At 52.2% G+C, this 21422-nt stretch carries 10 protein-coding genes; all 10 read right to left on the bottom strand.

Annotated elements, in window-relative coordinates:
• Positions 1 to 77: 77 nt before the first annotated feature.
• The 10 genes from ACJJIW_RS17080 to ACJJIW_RS17035 all read right to left on the bottom strand — a co-directional run bounded on the left by ACJJIW_RS17080 (position 78) and on the right by ACJJIW_RS17035 (position 21379).
• A complete protein-coding gene (locus ACJJIW_RS17080; protein ID WP_444935845.1) occupies positions 78 to 2222 on the bottom strand; it encodes a TonB-dependent receptor in 2145 nt (714 codons plus the stop codon).
• A 31-nt stretch (positions 2223 to 2253) separates the two neighbouring features.
• Complete coding sequence (locus ACJJIW_RS17075; RefSeq protein WP_444935844.1) at positions 2254 to 5664, bottom strand: ABC transporter permease; 3411 nt, start codon at positions 5662 to 5664, stop codon at positions 2254 to 2256.
• Positions 5661 to 6548, bottom strand: coding sequence for an ABC transporter ATP-binding protein (locus ACJJIW_RS17070; RefSeq protein WP_282932862.1), 888 nt, complete (start codon positions 6546 to 6548; stop codon positions 5661 to 5663). Before ACJJIW_RS17070 ends, ACJJIW_RS17075 begins: the two co-directional genes overlap by 4 nt.
• A 76-nt stretch (positions 6549 to 6624) precedes the next feature.
• Complete coding sequence (locus ACJJIW_RS17065; RefSeq protein WP_444935843.1) at positions 6625 to 7731, bottom strand: Gfo/Idh/MocA family oxidoreductase; 1107 nt, start codon at positions 7729 to 7731, stop codon at positions 6625 to 6627.
• A complete protein-coding gene (locus tag ACJJIW_RS17060) occupies positions 7721 to 9994 on the bottom strand; it encodes a class I SAM-dependent methyltransferase (RefSeq protein ID WP_444935842.1) in 2274 nt (757 codons plus the stop codon). Before ACJJIW_RS17060 ends, ACJJIW_RS17065 begins: the two co-directional genes overlap by 11 nt.
• Before the next feature lie 9 nt (positions 9995 to 10003).
• The gene (locus tag ACJJIW_RS17055) at positions 10004 to 11155 is read right to left on the bottom strand and encodes a class I SAM-dependent methyltransferase (protein WP_444935841.1); all 1152 of its coding nucleotides are present in this window, start codon (positions 11153 to 11155) and stop codon (positions 10004 to 10006) included.
• The gene (locus ACJJIW_RS17050; RefSeq protein WP_444935840.1) at positions 11152 to 12252 is read right to left on the bottom strand and encodes a saccharopine dehydrogenase NADP-binding domain-containing protein; all 1101 of its coding nucleotides are present in this window, start codon (positions 12250 to 12252) and stop codon (positions 11152 to 11154) included. The genes ACJJIW_RS17055 and ACJJIW_RS17050 overlap by 4 nt, the downstream gene beginning before the upstream one ends.
• On the bottom strand, positions 12249 to 14003 hold the full coding sequence (locus ACJJIW_RS17045) for an ABC transporter ATP-binding protein (protein WP_444935839.1): 1755 nt from the start codon (positions 14001 to 14003) through the stop codon (positions 12249 to 12251). The genes ACJJIW_RS17050 and ACJJIW_RS17045 overlap by 4 nt, the downstream gene beginning before the upstream one ends.
• Positions 14000 to 15793 carry an ABC transporter ATP-binding protein gene (locus tag ACJJIW_RS17040; protein WP_444935838.1) on the bottom strand — a complete coding sequence of 598 codons (1794 nt, stop codon included), beginning with the start codon at positions 15791 to 15793 and terminating at the stop codon, positions 14000 to 14002. The genes ACJJIW_RS17045 and ACJJIW_RS17040 overlap by 4 nt, the downstream gene beginning before the upstream one ends.
• Positions 15794 to 21379, bottom strand: a complete 5586-nt coding sequence (locus ACJJIW_RS17035; RefSeq protein WP_444935837.1) for a non-ribosomal peptide synthetase — start codon at positions 21377 to 21379, stop codon at positions 15794 to 15796.
• Positions 21380 to 21422: the final 43 nt, after the last annotated feature.

The following is a 21422-nucleotide window of genomic DNA, read 5'->3' as shown; positions in this document are numbered from 1 at the left end:
GATCAATCTCTACAGAGATTGATCCACTCACCATCAAGATAGATAAAACAGTCGTTAACTAAACTGTCGAAATCTCATTACAGACGGTATAGAACTCCAACTCCCGCACGACGTCCTTTTGCCGGCGCCCCTATTCTGGCATCAGGGGCAAATATCGCATTGGTGTAGCCATATAACTGATACTGCTCATCAAGCAGATTGTCAGCAAACAGATAAAGCTCCATAGAGTCCGTTTGCAGTGCTACACGAAGATCCACCTTGCTGTAAGCATCCAGGTTAAAGTGGTTTTGTGCATCTGCCGGGCGCTCATCTACATGGCGTACAGTCAGGTTAGTATTGAGAGCCGGTGCGCTTAACCCCATAAAGTCTGGCAGAGGCTGGTAGTAATTCAATGCCAGGCTAGCACTCCAGCTGGGTACGTCAGGCACTTCATTACCCGCCAAAACGTCACCGCCGGAAACACCATACACATCTTTTGTAATTTCCGTATCCAGGAAGCTCAAGCCACCGGCAATACTAAACTGCTCGGTAATAAACCAATCGGCCTCAAGCTCTGCACCAAATGTCTCCGTATCTGCATTTACTGCAGCAGAGGAATAGGAAGCAAAATCAAAGCCTAACAAATGATCATCTTCCACTGAGCTAAAGAATACAGCACCACTGATATTCAGACTGTCTGACTCGTTTTTAATGCCTAGCTCGAAGGTGTCGACAGTTGCGGGCTTGTAAGCAACGCTATCGGCAGACTGCAAAGCAAAGTCATTGAACCCACCAGATTTATAGCCTCGTGCGGCAACTGCATAGATATTTGTGGAATTGGACAGCGAATAACCAAGAGCCAATCGGCCAGTTGTATAACTATCGTCCAAATCTCTTTGATCTTGAGAAACGTAGAGATTGCCATCCGTACCGTAGCTGGAATACTCACCGGCGTACTTCTTACTCTCTTGGGTGTAACGTAATCCAGCTGTAAATTTCAGGGAGTCAGTTACAGGTAATGTAGTCTCACCGTAAATAGCCTGGCTATCAGTATCGTAATCCCGGTATTGATTGGCGAAGGACACCAAATCAATTGAGTCAAAACTTCTTTCACCTTCTTGTAGATTGAGTCCAATCACCCAGAATGTAGATGCCTCAGGCAATGAGGACAAGCGTAGATCCTGGCTGATGGTCTGCTCGTCCTGGCTATCGCCACGAAGATACTCCATTGGGAAATTGAACACTGCTTGGGCAGTCTCTTGGTCAAAACCGGTTAGGTAACTAAAATCCGTGTTGACCAATGCAGTGATAGAAGTCAGTTGAGTATTAGCCCATTGGTGATTGATTTCAGTGGAAAATCGCTCAACGGTTTTTTCATTATCGTCAAAAGCTCCTGGTGTGTGTTCACTGCCAGGGTCATCACCGAAAGGTTGTAATAACTGAAGGTTCAGAAAGCCTTCCTGTTGTTGCTTCTCAGCAATAAATAAGGCTGATGTTTTCGCACCCAAATCCCATTCCAGACTACCTCTGAAAGCCAGGTCTTTGGGTTCAGTCATTGGATCGCCGTTAGTCGTATTCTCAACCCAATGGTCCTCACTGATATGTCGGATGGCTACTCGGCCACGGAGTGACTCAGAGAATGGGCCGCTGATAACAGTTTGATATAAACTCTGGTTATCCTCTCCGAGCTCTACACGTCCGTAAGCTTCAAACTCTTCGGTTGGCTTGTTAGTGGTAATATTAATAGCGCCAGCTTCACTGTTGCGCCCGAATAAGGTTCCTTGAGGACCCTTTAATATTTCCAATCTTTCGATATCCAGAGTCCCAAGGGACACATTTCCCGCAGGCATAGATACGCCATCAAGGTTCACAACAACAGAGCCATCATCCTTATTTACCTGAGTCAGTGAACCAACCCCGCGAATACGGATATTTGCATCCACCGCACCACTGGAAGAATATACATCTACTCCAGGTGCACTGCGCAATGCATCTTCAAAATTGAGCAGCAATCGGTTTTTCAAATCCTCTTCGCTAACAACACTCAAGCTGAAGGGAACATCCTTGGCTTTCTCTTTTGTAAGCCGGGCAGTAACTTCAACGACTTCCATTTCTGTTTCGGAATAACTCTCCTTTTCCGCTCCTTCCGCCGCAGAGTAGGCTCCGGAAGCGTAAAGCAGACTTGCCGATATTAGCGAAATTTGTTTCGCAAGTACTTTCTTATCTAGGTTTAAGCTGAGCATAAATTGAATTTCCTTTCTATTACTTAGGCTATTAATTGATATTCGATACTTCAGAACTCTCAGCCAGTAAATTCTGTGCAGGGTCCCGCTGATAGGAAGGCCAGATATCCAGCGCTAGAACTTTCTCCGAGGGCAGACGCTCAATCAGCGTTTTTCCATTGATGACCTCGGAATCCAACTCATTGATATCGGCTAGCAAACGGTAGCTGGCCGTTTGTGCGACCGGTTGCCATCCACCCTTCTCCCAGCGCCAACGCTGTCCGTCCAGGCGTATTTGACCGGACTCCAGGTACTCGACCGTTAGAGCTGATGAAAGAGGAGCCCCGAGCATATTTTGCGTCCGTGTCTCACCGACATAAGCGCTCAGTACATTTTCAATATTCTTCTGCTGCTTGATGTCATCGAGTAACGCGGACAGGGACTCAGGAGATTGCAGAAGCGTCCAGTCCAGTGCGGCCACCGGCGCATAGTAGCGAGTCCAACCGGAAATCGGTGCGGTGCTCAAGCGCTCAACGGGTACCTCACTGCCAGCCAAGTCTCTGGTCGTCTTATCGGAGTATCGAACCAGCACATCATCAAGCACTTCGATGCCGTCGATTTCCGCTACACAAAGCAGGCCAATCGCTCCAGAAACTCCATCGCTGAGCCACGCGGAGCCGGCAATACGTCGTAAGTCCGAACTTTCCAGTAAATGCTGGCGGGCCAAAGCTCGGGCGATATCGACCCGCCGCAGCCAACGCCCTGTACCTTCATCGGCAATATCCCAATGAGGCCCCTCGGACAATTGCAGCAAATTACCGCTGGCCCGTGTCTCTCCAAGTCCTCTTGGCCATTGGGCAATCCGTTTAATTTCGATATCAGTACCCAGCCGCTGGCTCACGCAGGCCTGCATCTGCCCTACGTCTTTAGCAATGGCAGAAACCATATTTGAGCGATCGGAATCATGGGAAACATCAAACCCATCGAATACCGCTAGTTTCGTATTGGGTGCCCATTGAATGGAGAAATCCAAGGGGCCATGGGTGCTGCCCTGCTCACTAAAGACATTTTTATCATCCCTTTGGATTTGGATCTGCCAACGCCAGTCCCCCGATGGGGCCGCGCCCTCAAGGGTTGTGGCCAGTTGTGAAGCCGGCAGGCTGAACTCAGGGTTCAAGCCCAGCGCTTCACGTTCCGCTAACACACGCAAGATACGCTCGGGGTCAACACCGATACGCGGAACAATATCGCTCGCTTGTAACCAGACTCCACTGGCAGTCAGCCCTGAGGGCTCTCCCTCTGCGGACCACCCCGGCGCCGTCATTTGCCACAACAGTTTGATGTTACAACCCTGATCAGAGCAGCCTGATACTGGCAGCGACATATGGTCGTAACGCTGATCCGGTGTGACTTCACGCCCGCCCACTAAGGCCTTAACCAATACAAATCCGTGGGGTAATTCAAACTGCAAGCCCTGCCCTTCGACATGAACTTTATGCAATAACCACTCACCTTCTACTGTTTGGTTATCCGGGTTGATATTGATATTCAATTCACCACCGGACACCTCAAACCCACTCGCTTTCGGCAGCCAATAAGATTCCCAGAGGGCATCTTCTTGTTTGAGTTGCTCTGGTGATTGATACCCGCCCTGCACTACCAGCTTATCTCCCAATACAGAACCGAGACCGAGAAGAAATAAAGCGGAACAAGCCACCAGGGCGCCCTGAGGGGCCATAAGGCGTGAACGTATCAGGGCAAAACCCTGAGACATGCGGCTATCCAGTCCACGGGGAATCAAAAGAGCAGCCAGGCCGATCATCAATAGGGCAAGCGCAACTTTAAATCCATCCAAGGCCAATAAATAACCGATCCAGGGTTCCCAACCACTGAGTGCTGACAATTGAATATGAGCGGTGATACCCACTTCATAGGGCGGGTAATGCACCAGCTCCAGCTCATGATTGAGGACCAGAATAAAGGTCACAAACATTGACATGGAATAGGCAAAGCCCGCATGGCGGAACAGTGCATGCACCAAAAGCACCATCATCGACAACTCCAATAAAGGAGCTGTCACTATCAGCAATTGATAAGTAAACGCCTGTACGATATCGACAGATGCCGGAGCGGTGAGAAGCACAGCAATAATGCCCGATAGACCCGGCAACAGGGCCAACAGCACCGTCATGGCGAATACGGTAAGGGCAACGCCAAATAATCGTGTGTAGTCGGGCGCGGGGGTTGCAGACAGCATGTCGTCAAACCCAGGCACCTGATCCCTGCGGCACACCAAGCCAGTCAATGCGGCAATTACAAAAGCAATAACCAGGAAAATAACATCCTTGAGAAGCGGCAATAGCATTTCCAAGCGCGGTGCCATAGGTCCTTCAGCGTGCCAGATGATCTGGGTAAACGAGCTAGCCACCCCCATTATTACCAGGACCGCAACACCGACCCACCAAGCGCGACTACTCCATACGTGAAATAATCTCCAGCGGGCTTCCAGCATGAGTTGACGCAGGGAGCGGCCAACCGATGCGGTATCGGGCTTAGATGGAGAGAAATCTCTAACCTTGCGAGTGGCTGCCTTTTTAGCGGCCTTAGCCCGGGCAGGTTTGGCAGCCCCTTCCAGTACCAGTGTTTCCCTTCGCAAGTATTTCAGGCAAGCCGCCAAGGCAAGCAAAGGAACAAGACACCATAGAATTCGATTCAGTACCGAACCCAAAGTAAACGGCAGTAGCGAGGTTGATTTTTGCAGAGGTGTCCAGGAAGTAACCTCCGTATAAACGAAAGTAAATAGCGAGGGGTCCATTACCGCAGCCAGCTGCGGATTAATATTGCCACCCCGAAGAACGATCACAGCAAACATCCACAACATCATTAAAGCCGCTGCAAGCCCAAAAGGACCGGCCAGGCTGCGAGTTCGCAACGTAGCGACAAAATACAGAGCGCCAATACCGATGCTCGCGGGAATCTGTAACCAGATCCATGCAAATCCAAGGGCTTTCCAGGGGGCTGGGCCAATCGCTGTTTCGGGCAGCAAGCCCATCCACACCAATACCGGCGAGACCAAAAACCCTACCAGCGCAGATGCACTTAATATGGCTCCTATTACCGCAGCGCCAAGAAACCGCCCCCAAAGCATTACGCTCAGGGAATTCGGTGTTGTATAGATCACTTCATGCAGACTGGCTTTGCGGTCCCGCAAAATAGGCTGCGAGAAAACCCAGGCCCAGGCAAAAAACTGAAAGAACATACATCCCGCACCCATCAGGTAAATGAGTGATGGTGAGTTTCGGGGAATATCTGTGGCCCCCATTTTTTGCATGTAGTCGGCATTGACCAAATTCAGAAGCAGGTAGATCACCAGCCCCCAGAAGGCCAAAGCCACGATGCCGCTGCTAAATCCGGCTCTTATCTCCAGCTTTGCCTCATGGGCAATAAGCGCCAGCTTGTTCATGCAGCCTCCCGCTGGTCTTTTACCTGCTCAATAGCCAGATGATAAATATCTTCCAGGCGAGGCGTGTGGGCAGTAAAACGAGAGTCTGCGGGTTTTTCCCCGTGTACGATTACCTGGGTACCATCGGGTCTGGCAATATTGTGCAGGGATGCGGGAAGTGATTCGCCACGGGGAATCAGTGCTTGCCACATCTTGCCTATATGAGGGTCTGTGACCTCCGGGGCTGTGCCCTCAACAACAATACGCCCAGAGGCCAATATGGCCAGGCGCTGGCACAGGTTTTCGATATCTTCAACGATATGGGTAGAGAGCAATACAATGGCATCCGCCGCGACATCCGCCAAAACACAGTGAAAGCGATTGCGTTCAGCCGGGTCCAGGCCAGCGGTTGGCTCGTCAACGATGATCAGGCGCGGCTCGCCAATCAATGCAATGGCAATACCAAAACGACGCAGCATACCGCCGGAATAGGTTGATACGGCTCGATCGGCTACATCGGCCAAATTGACCTGCTCCAATAGCCTATCCACTTCACGGCGTCTTGCGCTTGTTTCGGTGAAGCCTTTGAGCCAGGCAAAACGCTCCAGTAATGACCGCGCTGCAATTCCAGGATAGGCGCCGATATGTTGCGGCAAATAGCCCAGTTTACTGCGCATAAAGTCCGGCTTTGCCAGCACATCCACACCATCCAGCATGATCCGACCACTGTCCGGGGTTTGCAGGGTAGCCAAGGTACGCATCAAACTACTTTTCCCGGCACCATTAGGCCCAAGTAATCCGTACATGCCGGGGCCAACTTCCAAGTTAACGCCGTTTAACGCCTTCACCCCATTTTTATATGTCTTAAAGAGCCCTTCGATGATCAACCCTGATTGATTTTGCATCTCTCCTCCTAACCCCGTTTTATAAGTAAAAATTCCGTAATCACTTTTTTTGTGCTGTTCGTGTTTTCTTAAAACTCTAGTCGCAAGCCTGGCCGACAATATCCGCGAGTGCCTGAACTGATACCGGCTCCGGCTCCCCTGGCTGGATCAAAGTCGGCATACCGATTCGGGCCGTTAAATCACTCCACGCCATTGAGACACTCAATGCCCATTGACCACTTTGCTTGCGCTTCTCGGGTTGTGCGATATCAGTACAAAGGGAGTGCAGAGCCTCAATAACCGCCTCCGGCCAAGTGAGGGCAAAAATATCGTGGTAACTACGCATTTCCGTATCGCCCAGGGTAACCATGCTGGGAACGGCCAGCCGCTCTGTACCCTCACCCTTTAAAATAAGCCGGCCGGTTTGGTCCCTTGGTGAATGCAACCTGGGATTCCAGAGCACGGGGCCGTGAGTATCAGTCAAAGTCAAAACCCCAGCCTCGCCACCTATAGCAAGCCGATGTAATAGCAGGGAATGATTATCAGGGTCCTGTGGATGAACCTGATTCTGAATACGCAAAGTCATGGGCACACCACCAAAGGTAGCCGACAGACTTTGAAAAGGATGGCCCTCTGGTTGCACCGGCTCGCTAAAAGACCAGGGGCGAAGCCCGCCCACTGCACGACCAATAACATCCAATAGCGGATAGGCCATCTGGCTGTTGCAAATAGCATCGATCATTTCCAGGCGCTGGTGCCGACGCAAGTATTCTGCCGCAGCCAGGAACTGCCTGGTGGAGCGCAAATTGGGGTAGAGGGTGTTAACGGCATAGGCCGAATTCCCCTGCTTTGCAGCTAGCAGGTTGGCGGTAATTTCCTTGGTGTGGACCGGATGCTCCTGCAATACATGAATGCCTCGTTTAAGAAACGATTGTGCTATTTCAGAACCCTCGCCCCCGGTTGCACCAGAACGCACAACAACACACACAATATCGATATCATCGGGGACCTGCTCTGCCTCGGTATAGAGCGGTACTCCATATTGCTCGGCACAGCTCCTGGAATAATCGCTGCCACGAGCCAATAATCCAGAGAGTTCAAAATGTTCTCGGCCGGGTAATCTGGACGATGTCAGGGCTTCGAGATAAATACGACCAAAACCTGTCCCTGCAACGACAACCCGCTTGCGGTTATCAATTCCCATTTGACTCTCCCCGGTTTTCAGCCATGGACACGGCCCATTTCTCTAATTGGTCCTTATCTATCTGCCCCTCAAGAGTCAAAGGCAATTTGTCCAAAACTTCGATATAAATTTCTGACTTAAAGTGATCGAGATATTCGGCCAGGCAATCTGCTGACAGTCGCATTTGATGTTGCTTGGCTCTACAGGCAAAGAAGCGATGTCCCTGCCTGGATAGGGGGTATTCAGATACAGGCAAATCCATAGCCAACTCTAATCCGGCAGCCTCCAGGGCATTGTGCCACTGGGAAAGTGACAGAAATGTTGCACCGGAATCCGTACGTTCGTCGACGGCATCCACCAGCATAAACGCCTGTGATGCCATCACCCAAAACTCCTCACTGGTTGGCTCCGTCATAATGAACCAACCACCAGGGCGCAATAACTCGGCTGCCCTGCGCAATGATGCATCTGTGTCGCGGGCGGCGTTAAAAACACCGCCGGCAATAATTACATCGAAGCTATTGGGGGAAAATCCCTGGCTGCGCGGTGAACGATCAATATCAAACAATCCACGGTGCAACCAGGGGCGCTGCTCCTGATCCCCATGTTTTGCGAAAAAGCTATCGAGAAAAGCCGCAGAGATATCCGTAAACTGGTATTCAAAGTTGATATGGCCACTGACACCATCCAACACTGGCAGTAGAGCCTGGGTAGTCGACCCAGTGCCAGCGCCAACTTCCAGTATTTTCAGAGTCTGTTGCTGGCCTTCCCAATTATTTAAGATGGACTTCAATAAAGCTCTTACTGAATGCTGCTGGTACCTGGCCGCTATACCCTCCCGGTAAAGCGCACTCGCCAACTCAGTGCTACCACGGGGGAACAGCAGGTGCACAGCCTGGACTTTGCCCCGAATCAGATCCGGTAATTGTTCCGCGTTAGCGCGGGCGTAATCGATCGTTTTACTGGCTCCAGACAGCATCCGCCATTCCTGTTCCAGCCGAGTCCATGCCAGAGCCAGGGCAGCATCACTGTAGCTGTCTGGATCTACCTCAAGCGACCAATACTCGCCATCAGTACGAAGTAACTGCTGCTCCTGCAAAACCTTGATCCAGCGCTTGATCAAAGCTCGGTGCTGCTGAGCCACCGGAGGGGCTTCAAGTATTTCCGCTAAGCTGTGTACTGAATGTCGATCGCAAAACAATCCCAGGTGGCTGAAAGCATTCAGCATGGATAGCAAAGCAGTAGCGTTAAGTTGTTCCGTTACCTTTACCGCATGTTCCAAATCAATATGGGCAAATTCTGCATCCAGCTCGGTATTAATTCGCTCGAACAACCCTGCCATATCAAGGTTACTGGCCTCTGCCTGCATTTTGGGCTGCGCAAAGACCGCCCAGCGATTCTCTCCAGCAAGGGGAATTGTCACGGAGCTGGCGACCGCAGGGTGTTTCGACACACTTTCGACAAGAGTCGCAAGCTTTTGGGTCTGGGCTTGCTGGACCTTTGCAACGGGTTCTATACCTTTATCGGTACAGACCCAACCGGAAATATCTTTTGCCAATAAGCGTTGAATATCCCGCAACAGAGATTGTGATAGCAAGACATCGGTTTCATACAAAAGGCAATGCAGGCTTTTGAGATTGGTCAAGGCCAATGCCGGGTGTGCGACCAAGCCTTTTAGCAAAGTTGACGTCAATACCACACCGGAAAACCCTGAACGCTCCAGAGCAACCAGCGCTTTAGCTGGGTTGATAGCGGGGTCCTGCAATCGCACAGGTAGCCCACAACTCCATGCTGCGAAAATACCAAAGCGAGCAAATTTATTGAGCGGAGAAAATACGGCGACCTTTCCCTGAATAGGCCCCAAAGCTTCTTGCTGCGCTTCGAGTAAGGTCAGGTTTGTCTCCACGGTGGTGTTTTCTGCCAGCAATACCGAAAACTCACCTCGATGGCCTTCTAACGCATTCGGGATTTGTACCTCTAAGGTCAAGCAATCCTTCTCTGGGTTCGCCTCAGGCACAAGTTCAAACCCGATGCCCAGCCTTAGTGCCACCAGATGCATCAGCAGAGGCAACCCATTCCCAGAATTATCAGCTTGCCAGAGTAGTGTTTTGCCTCGCTGTGAGCCCTGTTCTGCAAGCTGCTCATTGAGCTTTGCAACCACCGAACCAGTCCAAGTCAGCACCTGACTGCCACTCCAGTCACAGCCTTCAAGTGATAATGCGGGATCTTCACCCAACTGTTCCAAACCACTTAAAATATTTGCTGCTATTGCTTCTATTTTCATCACAGTCCCTTAAACCGCCCTTGCAACAAATAAGGTTTGGCCGGCTACTGATAGCGGCGATGTCGAGGGTGCCAGGAAGTACTTAATCTCAAAGCCAGCGCTAACCAGCTCTTCCTGCCAGGCTGCGCTATCGATAAATACCTGATCCGAGCCCCTTCGCCGATCTTCACTGCCCAAAAGAGTCCCGGATTCAGCAGGGGAAAGCAGAAACTGCATAGCCGTTAACATGGCGTGGTTATCCCGAGTGGATTCGCTAAACAATAGCCAGCCACCAGGGACAAGCGACCTGCGAATACGCTTTAGCGTTTGGCCAATATGAGCAGCGTTGTGCAAAACATTGCCAGCCACAACGATATCGGTACTTGCCGGTGCAATTGACTGCACAGAAAAATCGACATTGATATCGAGCAGGCTGCAACGCAAACCGATGTGATTGCGAAATTTTTTCTGTGCCGCAGTGGTAAATACTGGCGATACATCGGTAAAGCGATAATTAACCGGCCTTCCGGCTAAAGTATCTAAAATTGCCGAAGTGGTTAGGCCTGCACCTCCCCCCAATTCAAGCACTCTCAGCATAGGCCCTGGCTTGACGGCCTGTTTTACGATGTACGCTGCGGCATAATTGAGATACGTCGTAAACCAGTTGTTCTGGTAGGCGGCCAGTGCCGTTAGTATTTCTCCATTCTCGAACAGCAATTGATTAATGGAGACTTGATCCCGCACCAGTTCAGACAAATGCCTCAGGAGCTTTTGATGTGACTCGGCCATTTCAGGGGGGAATCCCAGCGCACCGTAGGCCTCCGGTAATTTATCTGCTCCGACTGCACTCTCGGGAATTTGCTCCCAGGAGTAGTTGCCATTACTGAGCTTCAAAAACTCTCGCTCAACCAAGGCCACCAGCCAGCGGCGAACCAACCAGTGGTGTCGGCAGGCCGCACCTAGCGTATTAATAATTTCCTCACTGCCGCGCCCAACACTCTCTGGAGTCAGCGCTCCGCTGGAGGAAAATAACTCCATAATCGCCCGCAGGCTGATGAACTCAAGCCTCTGCATTGCAGCCGGCAGTTTTGCCAAACCACTGTCTGTAGCAAGCTCAGCGGGTAAAGCTGCCAGCCCAGCCTCATGGGCGGTATCGGCGGGTGGAGGTGTTAGGTTTTTCAAATGGCTCCCTCCTCAAGGCACACCATATCTTCAATACTTGTTTCCAGGGTGGTTAAAAAACTGAATGCCCCAATCTCCGACATACGCTCCATCGCTGACACCGGCGGCAATACTTGGGCGCAGTAGTGACAACCCGCTGGGATTTCATCGCGAAGTACAGCCATAGTGGTAACTGCGGCTACTGCTGCTGTTAGATCGGCATTGCCAGTGCCCCGCAACGCGGCGGTGCGAGTGCGCTCTTGCTCGTTGTATTTACCGGTAAGTTGCAAAAGCATCAGCACATAGGGATCGCGCCCCGCCAGATCCAGTTCACTGGCCCGACACAGGGCTGCACGCGCTTCATCGCGGCTAAAACCATGGGCAGTATTAAAGGCGGATAAAATATAAGAGCCGCTAACCGCGTTATACCAATCACCATCAGAGAGGGATAAATCCTGAGCCAGGCGCTCGCCCTCGCTATTTAAATACGGAAGCACAGTGGTAGATTCAGGAAAAAAGGGCAGCTCGACATCGGAACGGCGTTTCAACATTCCATTCACCCGGCGTCCATTACGCCAGGCCGCCAAGGGTTTACCGTGCTGTTCGTTGGCGCCTTGCAAATAATCATCGGCGGCGACATCGGTAAATCGATCGCGCAAGCCGAAATAGCTGATCAGGCTCTCTACCTGTGAAAACTCCTGCTCTGCCAGCCAGCGTGGTAGCAGACTACTGAGCCCCGGCTGTAAGCCGGCTGATAAAACTGCAGTCAAACCATGACTCTGGTAATAGGATCCATCGAGTTGCTCATAGAGAGCTTCATCGCCAGCAACATCGATATAGGCAGCTCCCACTTGTGCCACAGCTTTGGCAACCCTGTCGCCAATTAAATGTGAAGGTCCTGCACAATTGATCAGAACCTCGCAGCCAGTTACAAACTGATCCAGTGAGGCTGTATCCAGGTAGTCCACCGTCTGATAAGAAATTACCGAATCACTGGATAGCGGCTGTTTATGTGCGTTGCGACCACCGATACGCATAGCACCCAACTCGAGGGACTGTAAATAACCGGTAACCGCTGCGCCCACATCGCCATAACCACCTAAAATCGCAATTGTCATAGGCTTACCCCCATATCGGACTCAACCAAACGCCAGCCAGTAGCTTGACTGCGCTGTTGCCAAAAATGTGCATACAGACCCTGCAGTGATAACAACTTGCGGTGATTGCCAACTTCAGCCACCGCACCTTCTTCAAGTACGATTATTTGATCCGCGTTCATAACGGTGGATAATTGATGGGCGATCACAATGACAGTGGACCCTTGTTTTAATTGCTGCAGGGAACTGTTCAGGTACTTTTCATTGCGCGGATCGAGTGCTGCTGTTGCTTCATCCAGCACAACAATAGGTGCAGCTTTTAATAGGGCACGGGCGATAGAAACCCGCTGGCGTTCGCCACCAGAAAGTGCAGCGCCCCCCTCACCTACCTGCGTCTGCCATCCCTGGGGCAAGCGCTCAATAATCTCGTCTACTCCAGCCAGTTTCGCCACACGCTCCAGGGCTTCCTGACTGGCTTTGGGGTGACTCAATCGAATATTCGCTTCCAGGGTGTCGCTGAACAGATACACATCCTGCATAACGATAGAGATCTGCCGCATCAGGTCTTCTGTGCGCAGTTGCCGCACATCCACCCCGCCCACTTTTACCTGGCCCTGGTCGGTATCAAAAAAACGCAACAACAAACGAGTGATGGTGGTTTTACCCGAGCCTGATGCACCGACTATCGCTGTAGTGGTACCCGGAGAAACCCTAAAGGAAAGATCCTTCAATACCGGTTGCCCCGACTCGTAGCTAAAATTCACATTTGAAAATTCAACCAACCCACCCTGCTCGGTAAAAGGCTGAGATCTGGATGGCTCAGGTAGCGACTGCTCAAAAAAGATAGCGGCCAGTCTGTGCAAATCATTACCGGCCATGCGCAGCAGACCACTGCGCCCGGCGAGTTCCGCCAGAGGACCGGTAAATCGGGCCGCCAAAGCTAGCAAAGCCACCAATTCAATAGGGGGAAGTTGTTGATTGAGCGTGAGCCAAACACCCACGGCAATCACTGCGGCAAAGGCGAGTTGCACCATAAATCCACCGGCAAACAAGCGGGGGAAGGTCTGCCGCAACATGGAACCCGCCGCTCCGCTTTGCCCGGCAATCGCCTCTTCCAGTGGGAGATAACCACTGACGTTTTTACCAAATGCCCTCATTACCGCCTGGTTGCGCGCAAACTCCACTACCCGGTTGCTGGCGCGAGCACCAGCAGCATCCACTTCCGTTTCCATGGCGCCGATCCACTGGGAGGACCAACGATGGCCAACATAAATCAAGGGCACAAACAACAACGCGGTCAGCCCCAGTCGCCAGTCAAACCACAACATTGCCACCCCCACTGTCAGCGGAGTGACAACACCGCTGACAACAGGGGGCAACAGGTGGGCAAAAACGTTAGTCACCATCAAGGTGCCCCCGGTTGCGCTGCGGGACAAACGACCGACTTTTTCTGCACTGAACCAACCGAGGGGAAGTTGAGAGAGGTGTTCACCCAAGCGATTGTGCAGGGTTTTCAATACCAGGATGGCCAGTGCAGCCCCTTTTACGGTTTGCTGGTAACGGGCAATACAAGCAATCACGACTACCGATAACAGGGAAAGTAACCAATACCCAACCGCCTCCATCTCAGATGCCAACAGTGCGCTGAGCAGAGGTACCAGAAGCGTCACCGCGATTCCCTGCAACACGCCATAGGCGAGAAGCCATACTGTATAAGTGCCAACTTCACGGCGATGCGCGGGTCCGAGAATGGCAAGCAAACTACGAATCATGATGAGACCCCGCTGATAACCTGAGCCCCACCATTCATTGCTTCTTCGTTTTGTTCAGCACTGTTGTACAAACGCCATAATTCCGCGTAGTGCTTGCCCTCTGCCAACAGTTGTCGATGAGTTCCGCATTCAACCAGGCGGCCACTGTCCAGGACCGCAATCTGGTCAACGCCGGCGATGGTGTGCAGCTTATGGGCAATCACCAGCACAGTGCGATTACGCACCAAACAAGATAATGCCTGTTGAATCTGGGCTTCAGACTCCGGATCGGCGTGAGCTGTGGCCTCATCCAAAATCAACACAGGGGCATCTGCTAAAAGCGTGCGCGCGATACTTAAACGCTGTGCTTCTCCACCAGAAAAAAAGGCATCCTTGCCAATAACCGCCTGGTAACCTTGGGGGAAACTTAAAATTTTTTCATGGATGCAGGCACTGCGCGCTGCATCTACCAACTCCTGGTCACTGGCACCCGGGCGCCCAAGGCGCAGGTTATCTGCCACAGTGCCAGCCAACAGCTGAGTCTCCTGAAGTACAAAACCCACATGTCGATATAAATTGTCCGGATCTATATCACGGACATCGACGTCTCCCAGAAGTACAGCACCTTGGGTCACGTCATAAAAACGCGGTACCAGCTTGGCCAAGGTAGATTTCCCGGCACCGGAACTCCCCACCAAAGCAGTGATAGAACCCGGTCGACAGCGCAGGGTAATATCCCGCAATACCGGCCGATCCTGGGCATAGGCAAAGCTGACCTGCTTAAAAACCAGCTCAGCGTCTTTGGGATTCTTCGGTTCAGAGGTGACCGCCAAAGGAGGAACCGCCAATAGATGATCAATCCTGTCGGCGGCAGCTTTGGCTTTTTGCTGTGCGGTTAATCCCTGGCTCAAAGTCAGGATGGTCTGAGGAATCATTACCGCGATCAGTGTGGTTGCGAGAACATCAATCGGCTGAATGCCTGTATTCACTACCAACCAGGCGCCCCCTCCCAGACTCACCAACATGATGACCGGCACCGATAGGGCCAGAGAGGTGACTGCCTCCAGACGCACAAGCGGTGTAACCCAGCTTGTATAACGGCGACTAAAATCTTCCACGGCCTGTTGGTAATTCCTGTGGGCGCGACCGGTTTGCGAGAAAACCTTGACCACCGCAATACCGTGGACAAATTCAACAATCGCAGCACTGACCCGGCCAAAGTCCTTATCCAGCTGCTGCATTTTTTCCCCGAAACCACGCATCATCCAGGCGTAGGACACGAGGTAAATTGGCAGGGTAACTACCGCTAACAGGGCCAAGCGCCAGTCGAGCCAGAATAAGTAGCCCAAGCCCGCCAGCGGCAGTGCAAACGCAGCGGCCAACTCCACCTGATGATGCGCAACCATATGGTGGAGATCATCGAGATCATCTTGCACGGCCTTGCGGATCGCACCGGAAGTGTGCTCGCTGTACCAACCCAGAGGCACCTGCCCCAATTTCCGCACCAGGGCACGTCGCAGTTCCGCCTGCATACGCTGGTCGGCAATATGGGTTAACCACAAACCGATTACGGTGCAAATCCAGCCCATCGCCAGCCCGGCAACTATCGCCAACACAACAGGAATAATCGCCTCGGCAATATCACTGATATCCGGCGCGAGGAGCAGGCGAGCCAACTCAACGATACCGATAAAAGGAATCAGTGAAGTGAGCGCACCACAGGCACCGAGCGCCACCCCCAGCCACACGAGGCCACGAAATGGGCGCATCAGTTCCCGCAGGTCGGACTTTGGCAAAATTTGCTCAGCCATCTATTTATCCGCTTTACCGCGCTGTAATGGTTTTGCCAAATGCTCGACGACGGTGGCAACCTGCGGCGGTTCCATAACGCTAAAGTGATTGCCCGGCACATCGATTAATTCAAAATCACCCAGACAAACTTCCTGCCAATAAGGCGCAGCCATATGCCCTACGCCTGCGGTGACACCGAAGGATTGCTCTTCCTGGCAGCGCAAATACGTCATATCGCCAATATAGGGAGGAAGGTCAAAACAGGCGGCGCGCATACTGTGTCGGCACACCCGGAAAAGCCCCGGTATCATCGCGGCTTCGACCGGCACACCCGCTTGGGCAGAGGCCATTTCGGTATAACTGGCCAGGCGCTGTTCCTGAGTGAGTTCAGAGCGTTGTCGCACGGCTTCGGCTACCGCTTCCAGCCCCGCATCACCATTGAGTTCTGCCATTGCACCGGCGGGAACACGACCGTTGTGTTTCTGCATTAAGGTCTCGATCGCGCGGGAAATATCTTCGCTCTCGATATGCTCACCAAATACCGCTTTTACTGGGTCGAGATTTAGGTTGGGGGCAAAAATCGCTTCGAAAGCCAGCTCTTCATCGGTATCGACAAACATTGGGATACTGTCGATCAGGCTCAGGTCAATCACATCGACACCGCGCTCCAGCAATCTCCGCGAAACTTCCGTCGCCAGCAGACCACCCAGGCAGTAACCAATTAACTGGCAGCGCTGGTAGCCCTCGGCAATTATTCGCTGGGCGTAATCGTCGGCGGTGCGTTCGATTAATTCTTTTGCATCGATCGACAAATACTCTTCCGTATTCGCTACCGCAATCCCAAATACTGGACCCAGATCTTGAGCCGCAAGCGCTTTGCCCAAGTGCTGGAAATAATCCAGGGTACCCAGGGCCGCATGGAACATAATCCGTACCGGCGCCCCTTCTTTAGATGCCCCTTTACCCTCGCCTATATGACTGAAAGGAACCATCAAGGAATTGCTGCCCTCGCGGGTAGTGGCAACCAAAGTGTCGCTCTCAGTATCTTCCTGCCCCTCGGCAACAGCATCCGGCTCAACTCTCAGGGCTCTGGCCAATGCAGCAACCGTTGGTCCGTTGAGCATGTGTCGCAACAAGGCGTCGTAAGTGAAAAGTTTCGCTTCCGGAATTTCTTCCAGCAATCGCCCTGCAACCCGCGCCATAATCAGCGAATCACCACCGAGATCAAAAAAGCTATCCTGGCGGCCGACATTTTCGAGACCCAACGCATTCGCCCAGAGTTTGCACAGGGCAGTTTCCAGTGGGTCCATTTGCTCTGAGTTCGCAGCCTCTTGCGTATCCCCCGTTGCTGGACGCCAACCAGCCAGCTTTTTGCGATCGATCTTGCCATTGGCGGTGAGCGGTAGCTGATCGAGAACTTGCAAATGTGCGGGCACCATATGTGCGGGCAACCGATTCGCTAAAAAGTCCCGCAGTGTCCTGGCACTCAAATCCTGTCTGTCAGTTTTCATCTGCGCGGCCAGTAGATTCATGCCGAAGGCAGACAAAGGATGGTCATCTTCAGGCAGGGAAAGAATCTGTCCGGCTCCATTGGCTTTCAACAGCGACTGCCATTTCCCGATAGAAAGGAACTTGGTCGCACCACAAGCGCGATCATCACCCGCCGGGTCCATCATAAAGCCCTGGGTGAGTAAGATATGGGCGTGATCCACCGTTGGCTCAGTCAGGATTAACCAGCCTCCGGGTGCCAGTAACTCCACAACACTGGCAATAGCCGCCTCTGGATCTCGGGTGCTGTTGAGCATACCTGCACATAAAATGACATCTGCGCTATTAGGAGCCAAACCCTGGGCGCGATAGTCGGTATTGAGATCCATTAATCCAAAGCGTACCCAAGGCCACTCTTTAAATTGGCGGCGAGCCTCAGTCAGGAAAAATGCGGTCATGTCAGTGAATAGATAATCGACGTCATATCCATCCAACATAGGAATAACAGAAGCGCTGGTAGCCCCCGTGCCCGCACCCAGCTCAAGAACCCTTAACCCTCTATCGCTCTGGGCGGCAATACGGTTAATTAATGCGGCAGCGGCGGCATTGTTATAGCGGGCAATAAGATCATCCCGATAGAGAGCCAAAGCCACCTGCTGGTCGCCCTGGGGGAACAACAACTCAAATGGGTTTTGTTGATTCGCTAATAACTGCGGTAATAACTCGATATGATCCCGGTGATACTGCAGGAATTCCCGATTACAAAAGCTGCTTTCAATCCCCTGCTCAACCCGCTTCCACACAGCATCAACAGCGGAAGTATCAATTTCTTGGGTTCGCGTGTATTTTTCCTCAGTACTGGAGCTGGCAGTGGATAAGCTGAGCAGCTTTGCGTTAACGAGAAGGTCCAACCAACGACGCACTAACCAGTGATGCTTTTCATGTACTTTGGCTAAGGAGAGAACTTCTTCTGCACTATATCCCTGCTCACAATTTGTAAACGCCCCTAATTCCACCAGACCGTGAAGCATTGATAACAGGGATGCATTTTCAAGTGCCTGCACATAATCGCCGACACTGGCACCTTCTGGCTCACCAGCCTGATAGTGCGCAAACTGACGCACTGAATTCACCAGCTCGGGATCAATAGTCGCCGGTTCTGCATCATCTAAGCGACGGCTTTCCACAAAACCTAACAGATTTAAATCCGCTCGCGAGTCTCCCTCTTTCTTTTCAATCACCGTCGCCGCTGTTGACACTGCGGGGTGGGCCAGCAATGCAGATTCCACTTCTCCCAGCTCAATACGGTGTCCGCGAATTTTTACCTGTCCGTCTTCACGGCCCAGGAATTCGAGTTCACCACCGGGTAAATAGCGGCCCAAGTCACCAGTGCGGTAAAGGCGTTGGCCATCCAAAGGATGAGAAAAGAACTTCTGTTCAGAGAGCGCCGCATCACCGAGATAACCATCGGCCAATCCGAGGCCAGTAATCATCAGCTCACCCGCTACCCAAACAGGGGCATCGCGCAATTGGCTATCCAATACCCTGAAGCCCTGGTTCGTCAGCGGCACGCCATAGGGAATACTGGTCCAAGCAGAGTCGACCCGATCAATACGGTGGTAATTGGACCAAATCGCAGCTTCAGTAGCCCCACCCATACCGATCAGGTCGAGTGCTGGCACATGGCGCCTGATATGTTCCGGTAAAGTAACCGGAATCCAGTCTCCTGACAGCATTGCCAATCGCCACTCAGACAATGGACGAGGTTCTGTATCCAAATAGGTAGCCAGCATTTGTAACTGCGCGGGAACAGAGTTCCACAGTGTCACCCGGTGCTCATCCATGACTTCCGCCCAGTGCGAAGGGTCTGCGCCACGGGCTGGATCGGTCAATACCAAAGTCGCACCCACTGCCAAGGGGCCGAAAATATCGTAGACCGACAAATCAAAACTGAGTTGAGCCAAACCCAAAATACGATCGCTCGAGCCCACCTCGAAACGCCGATTAATATCCAGCACCGTATTCAAACCGGCCCGATGATTAATCATCACCCCTTTGGGATCGCCGGTAGAACCGGACGTATAGATAACGTAAGCGAGCTGCTCCGGGTCACCGTTGCTGGCCAGCGGAATTTCAGTTTCAGGAGCCAGGCTATCGACACTGATCACCTGCACTTCTGATGGCCACTGAACTTGGCTGGCGAGGTCACTGAGAGTCAGGACCTGTTCCGCCTCTGCACTGAGCAATAATTTATTGAGGCGTATTTCCGGTTGTGCCGCATCCAGTGGCAAATAGATACCGCCGGCCAGGAGCACACCAAGAGTCGCCGCTATTTGCTCTCGCCCTTTCGGCATTGCAATAGCGACACGGCTACCCAGCTGGAAACCTTCTTTAGCCAGAGCTTTGGCGATGCCCGCCGCTTTTTTTGCCAGGTCGCCATAACTCACACTGCCATTGCAATCAATAATGGCGATAGCTTCCGGCGTCGCCGCTGCCTGGGCAAAAATGCCCTGATGCAATAACGCTGAAGGAACAGGTCCATCGGTTTGATTAACCTGATATCTCTCCTGTTGCTGCCACTCGGGTAAAGAAACCGGAGATGTACTCAGCCATTGCCCATCGCCACTCGTGGAAAGCTCATTCAACAAGCCGGTAAATGCCGCGAACATATCTTCCACCAGGCCCGATGGAAAAACGCCCTGGCGCACATCCCAGTTGATTTCCAGACCATCGGCGTCATCTCTCACCTGGCAGTCCAAGGTGACTTGCGGTGTCTGGGTAATTCCTCTGCCAGACTCTCTACCGCTGGCAGGTTTTTCTGTATCTCCCAGGCCAATAGCACTGGTAAATACCACCGGCATCAATGCGGCCTCCGGTCCTCGTGCACGGGATAGCTCCCGCAGTAATTCCACGCCGGAGAACAAGCGGTGATCAATATCATTGAACAGCTGCTCGCCGATACTGGCCGCCCAATCGCGAAAGGACTTTCCTGTGGAATCATCAATCGCCAATACACTGACCGAAGTAAAGTCCCCGATCAGCTGATTGACCTGAGGGTGTAAGGGCAATCGATTTAATAATGTAAGACTCAGGCTGAAGCGTGGCTGACGACTCCAACGCTGCAATACCCCGGCGTAGGCAGCCAGTACGGCAACTGATGCGGTCAGTCCAGCAGCACCGGCTCGCTGCTTCAGTTTCTGCCAATGGGTAATATCCAAGCGGTAGTGATGGCGATTAAAGCGCACAGATTCCGCTTCTGAGGCTGGCGGCAATACCGGTAGCTCAGGTGCTGCCGGCAGTTGATCGAGGCGGTCCAACCAATAGCGACGATCGTTTTGGTAGCCTTGGCTGTCCAGTAGACTCCGTTCGGCCAGTAGGTAATCGCGAAAATCAATTTCCAGTGCAGGTAGGGAGGCACTGGGATTCGCTAGCAGAGTATCAAGCTCGCTGAACAGTATGCCCGCACTGGCCCAATCTGCGATCAGTGCATCCATAGAGAAATGTACGATATGTCCTTTATCCGTGCGGGTATGGCGCAGCTCGAACATCGGCCACTCACCAATGGTGTACACACGGTGGTCCAGTTCATCTCTCACCGATTTAAGGGCGAGTTCCAAGGCTTCCTCATCCATGCCGGTGAGGTCCTGACTGATCATCTGGTAGTGCGGCACTTCCTGGAGGACCCGCTGATATCCCTCCTGCTCAATAACCGCCCTCAACATAGGGTGACGCTCAATCAGCTGGTTCCAGGCTTCCTGCAAACCTTTTGGGTTTAATCCGGGATATTCCAGCTCCAGGTAGCCGTGACAGGCAACGCCACCATAGCCAAATGCATTTTGCCGCCCCAACAAATAGGCAGTCTGTACATCGGTTAAAGGGAAAGGCTCATGCCGATTTTCTGTGTCGGCCTCGACCACCACCCCCAAACCAGAGTCATTGCCAGCGCCTGATTGAGCAGCGTTTAATATTTCAATAATTTGTAACTTATGCTCCCGTAACCTTTGCTTGTGCTGCTCGGTCAGCAGGCCTTTGGCTGCGCGGAAACGCAATTGTTCAGACTCGGTCCAAAGTTCAACCCCAAGCCCTTGTAGTTCGTCGATCAGTTCCATAGCCGTCATGGGGTTAAAACTCCGTCCAATCGCTGAAAAATAATTTACTTAT

The organism is Microbulbifer maximicatervae (SeqCode) (assembly GCF_052467815.1).
Note: the sequence above shows the minus strand (reverse complement) of the source record. Positions and strands in the feature narration are given on the sequence as shown.

Coding starts and splice junctions, on each gene's coding strand:
- ACJJIW_RS17050 (WP_444935840.1), bottom strand. CDS start 12,252: ATGACAATTGCGATTTTAGGTGGTTATGGCGATGTGGGCGCAGCGGTT.
- ACJJIW_RS17035 (WP_444935837.1), bottom strand. CDS start 21,379: ATGACGGCTATGGAACTGATCGACGAACTACAAGGGCTTGGGGTTGAA.
- ACJJIW_RS17040 (WP_444935838.1), bottom strand. CDS start 15,793: ATGGCTGAGCAAATTTTGCCAAAGTCCGACCTGCGGGAACTGATGCGC.
- ACJJIW_RS17045 (WP_444935839.1), bottom strand. CDS start 14,003: ATGATTCGTAGTTTGCTTGCCATTCTCGGACCCGCGCATCGCCGTGAA.
- ACJJIW_RS17060 (WP_444935842.1), bottom strand. CDS start 9,994: ATGAAAATAGAAGCAATAGCAGCAAATATTTTAAGTGGTTTGGAACAG.
- ACJJIW_RS17075 (WP_444935844.1), bottom strand. CDS start 5,664: ATGAACAAGCTGGCGCTTATTGCCCATGAGGCAAAGCTGGAGATAAGA.
- ACJJIW_RS17070 (WP_282932862.1), bottom strand. CDS start 6,548: ATGCAAAATCAATCAGGGTTGATCATCGAAGGGCTCTTTAAGACATAT.
- ACJJIW_RS17065 (WP_444935843.1), bottom strand. CDS start 7,731: ATGGGAATTGATAACCGCAAGCGGGTTGTCGTTGCAGGGACAGGTTTT.
- ACJJIW_RS17080 (WP_444935845.1), bottom strand. CDS start 2,222: ATGCTCAGCTTAAACCTAGATAAGAAAGTACTTGCGAAACAAATTTCG.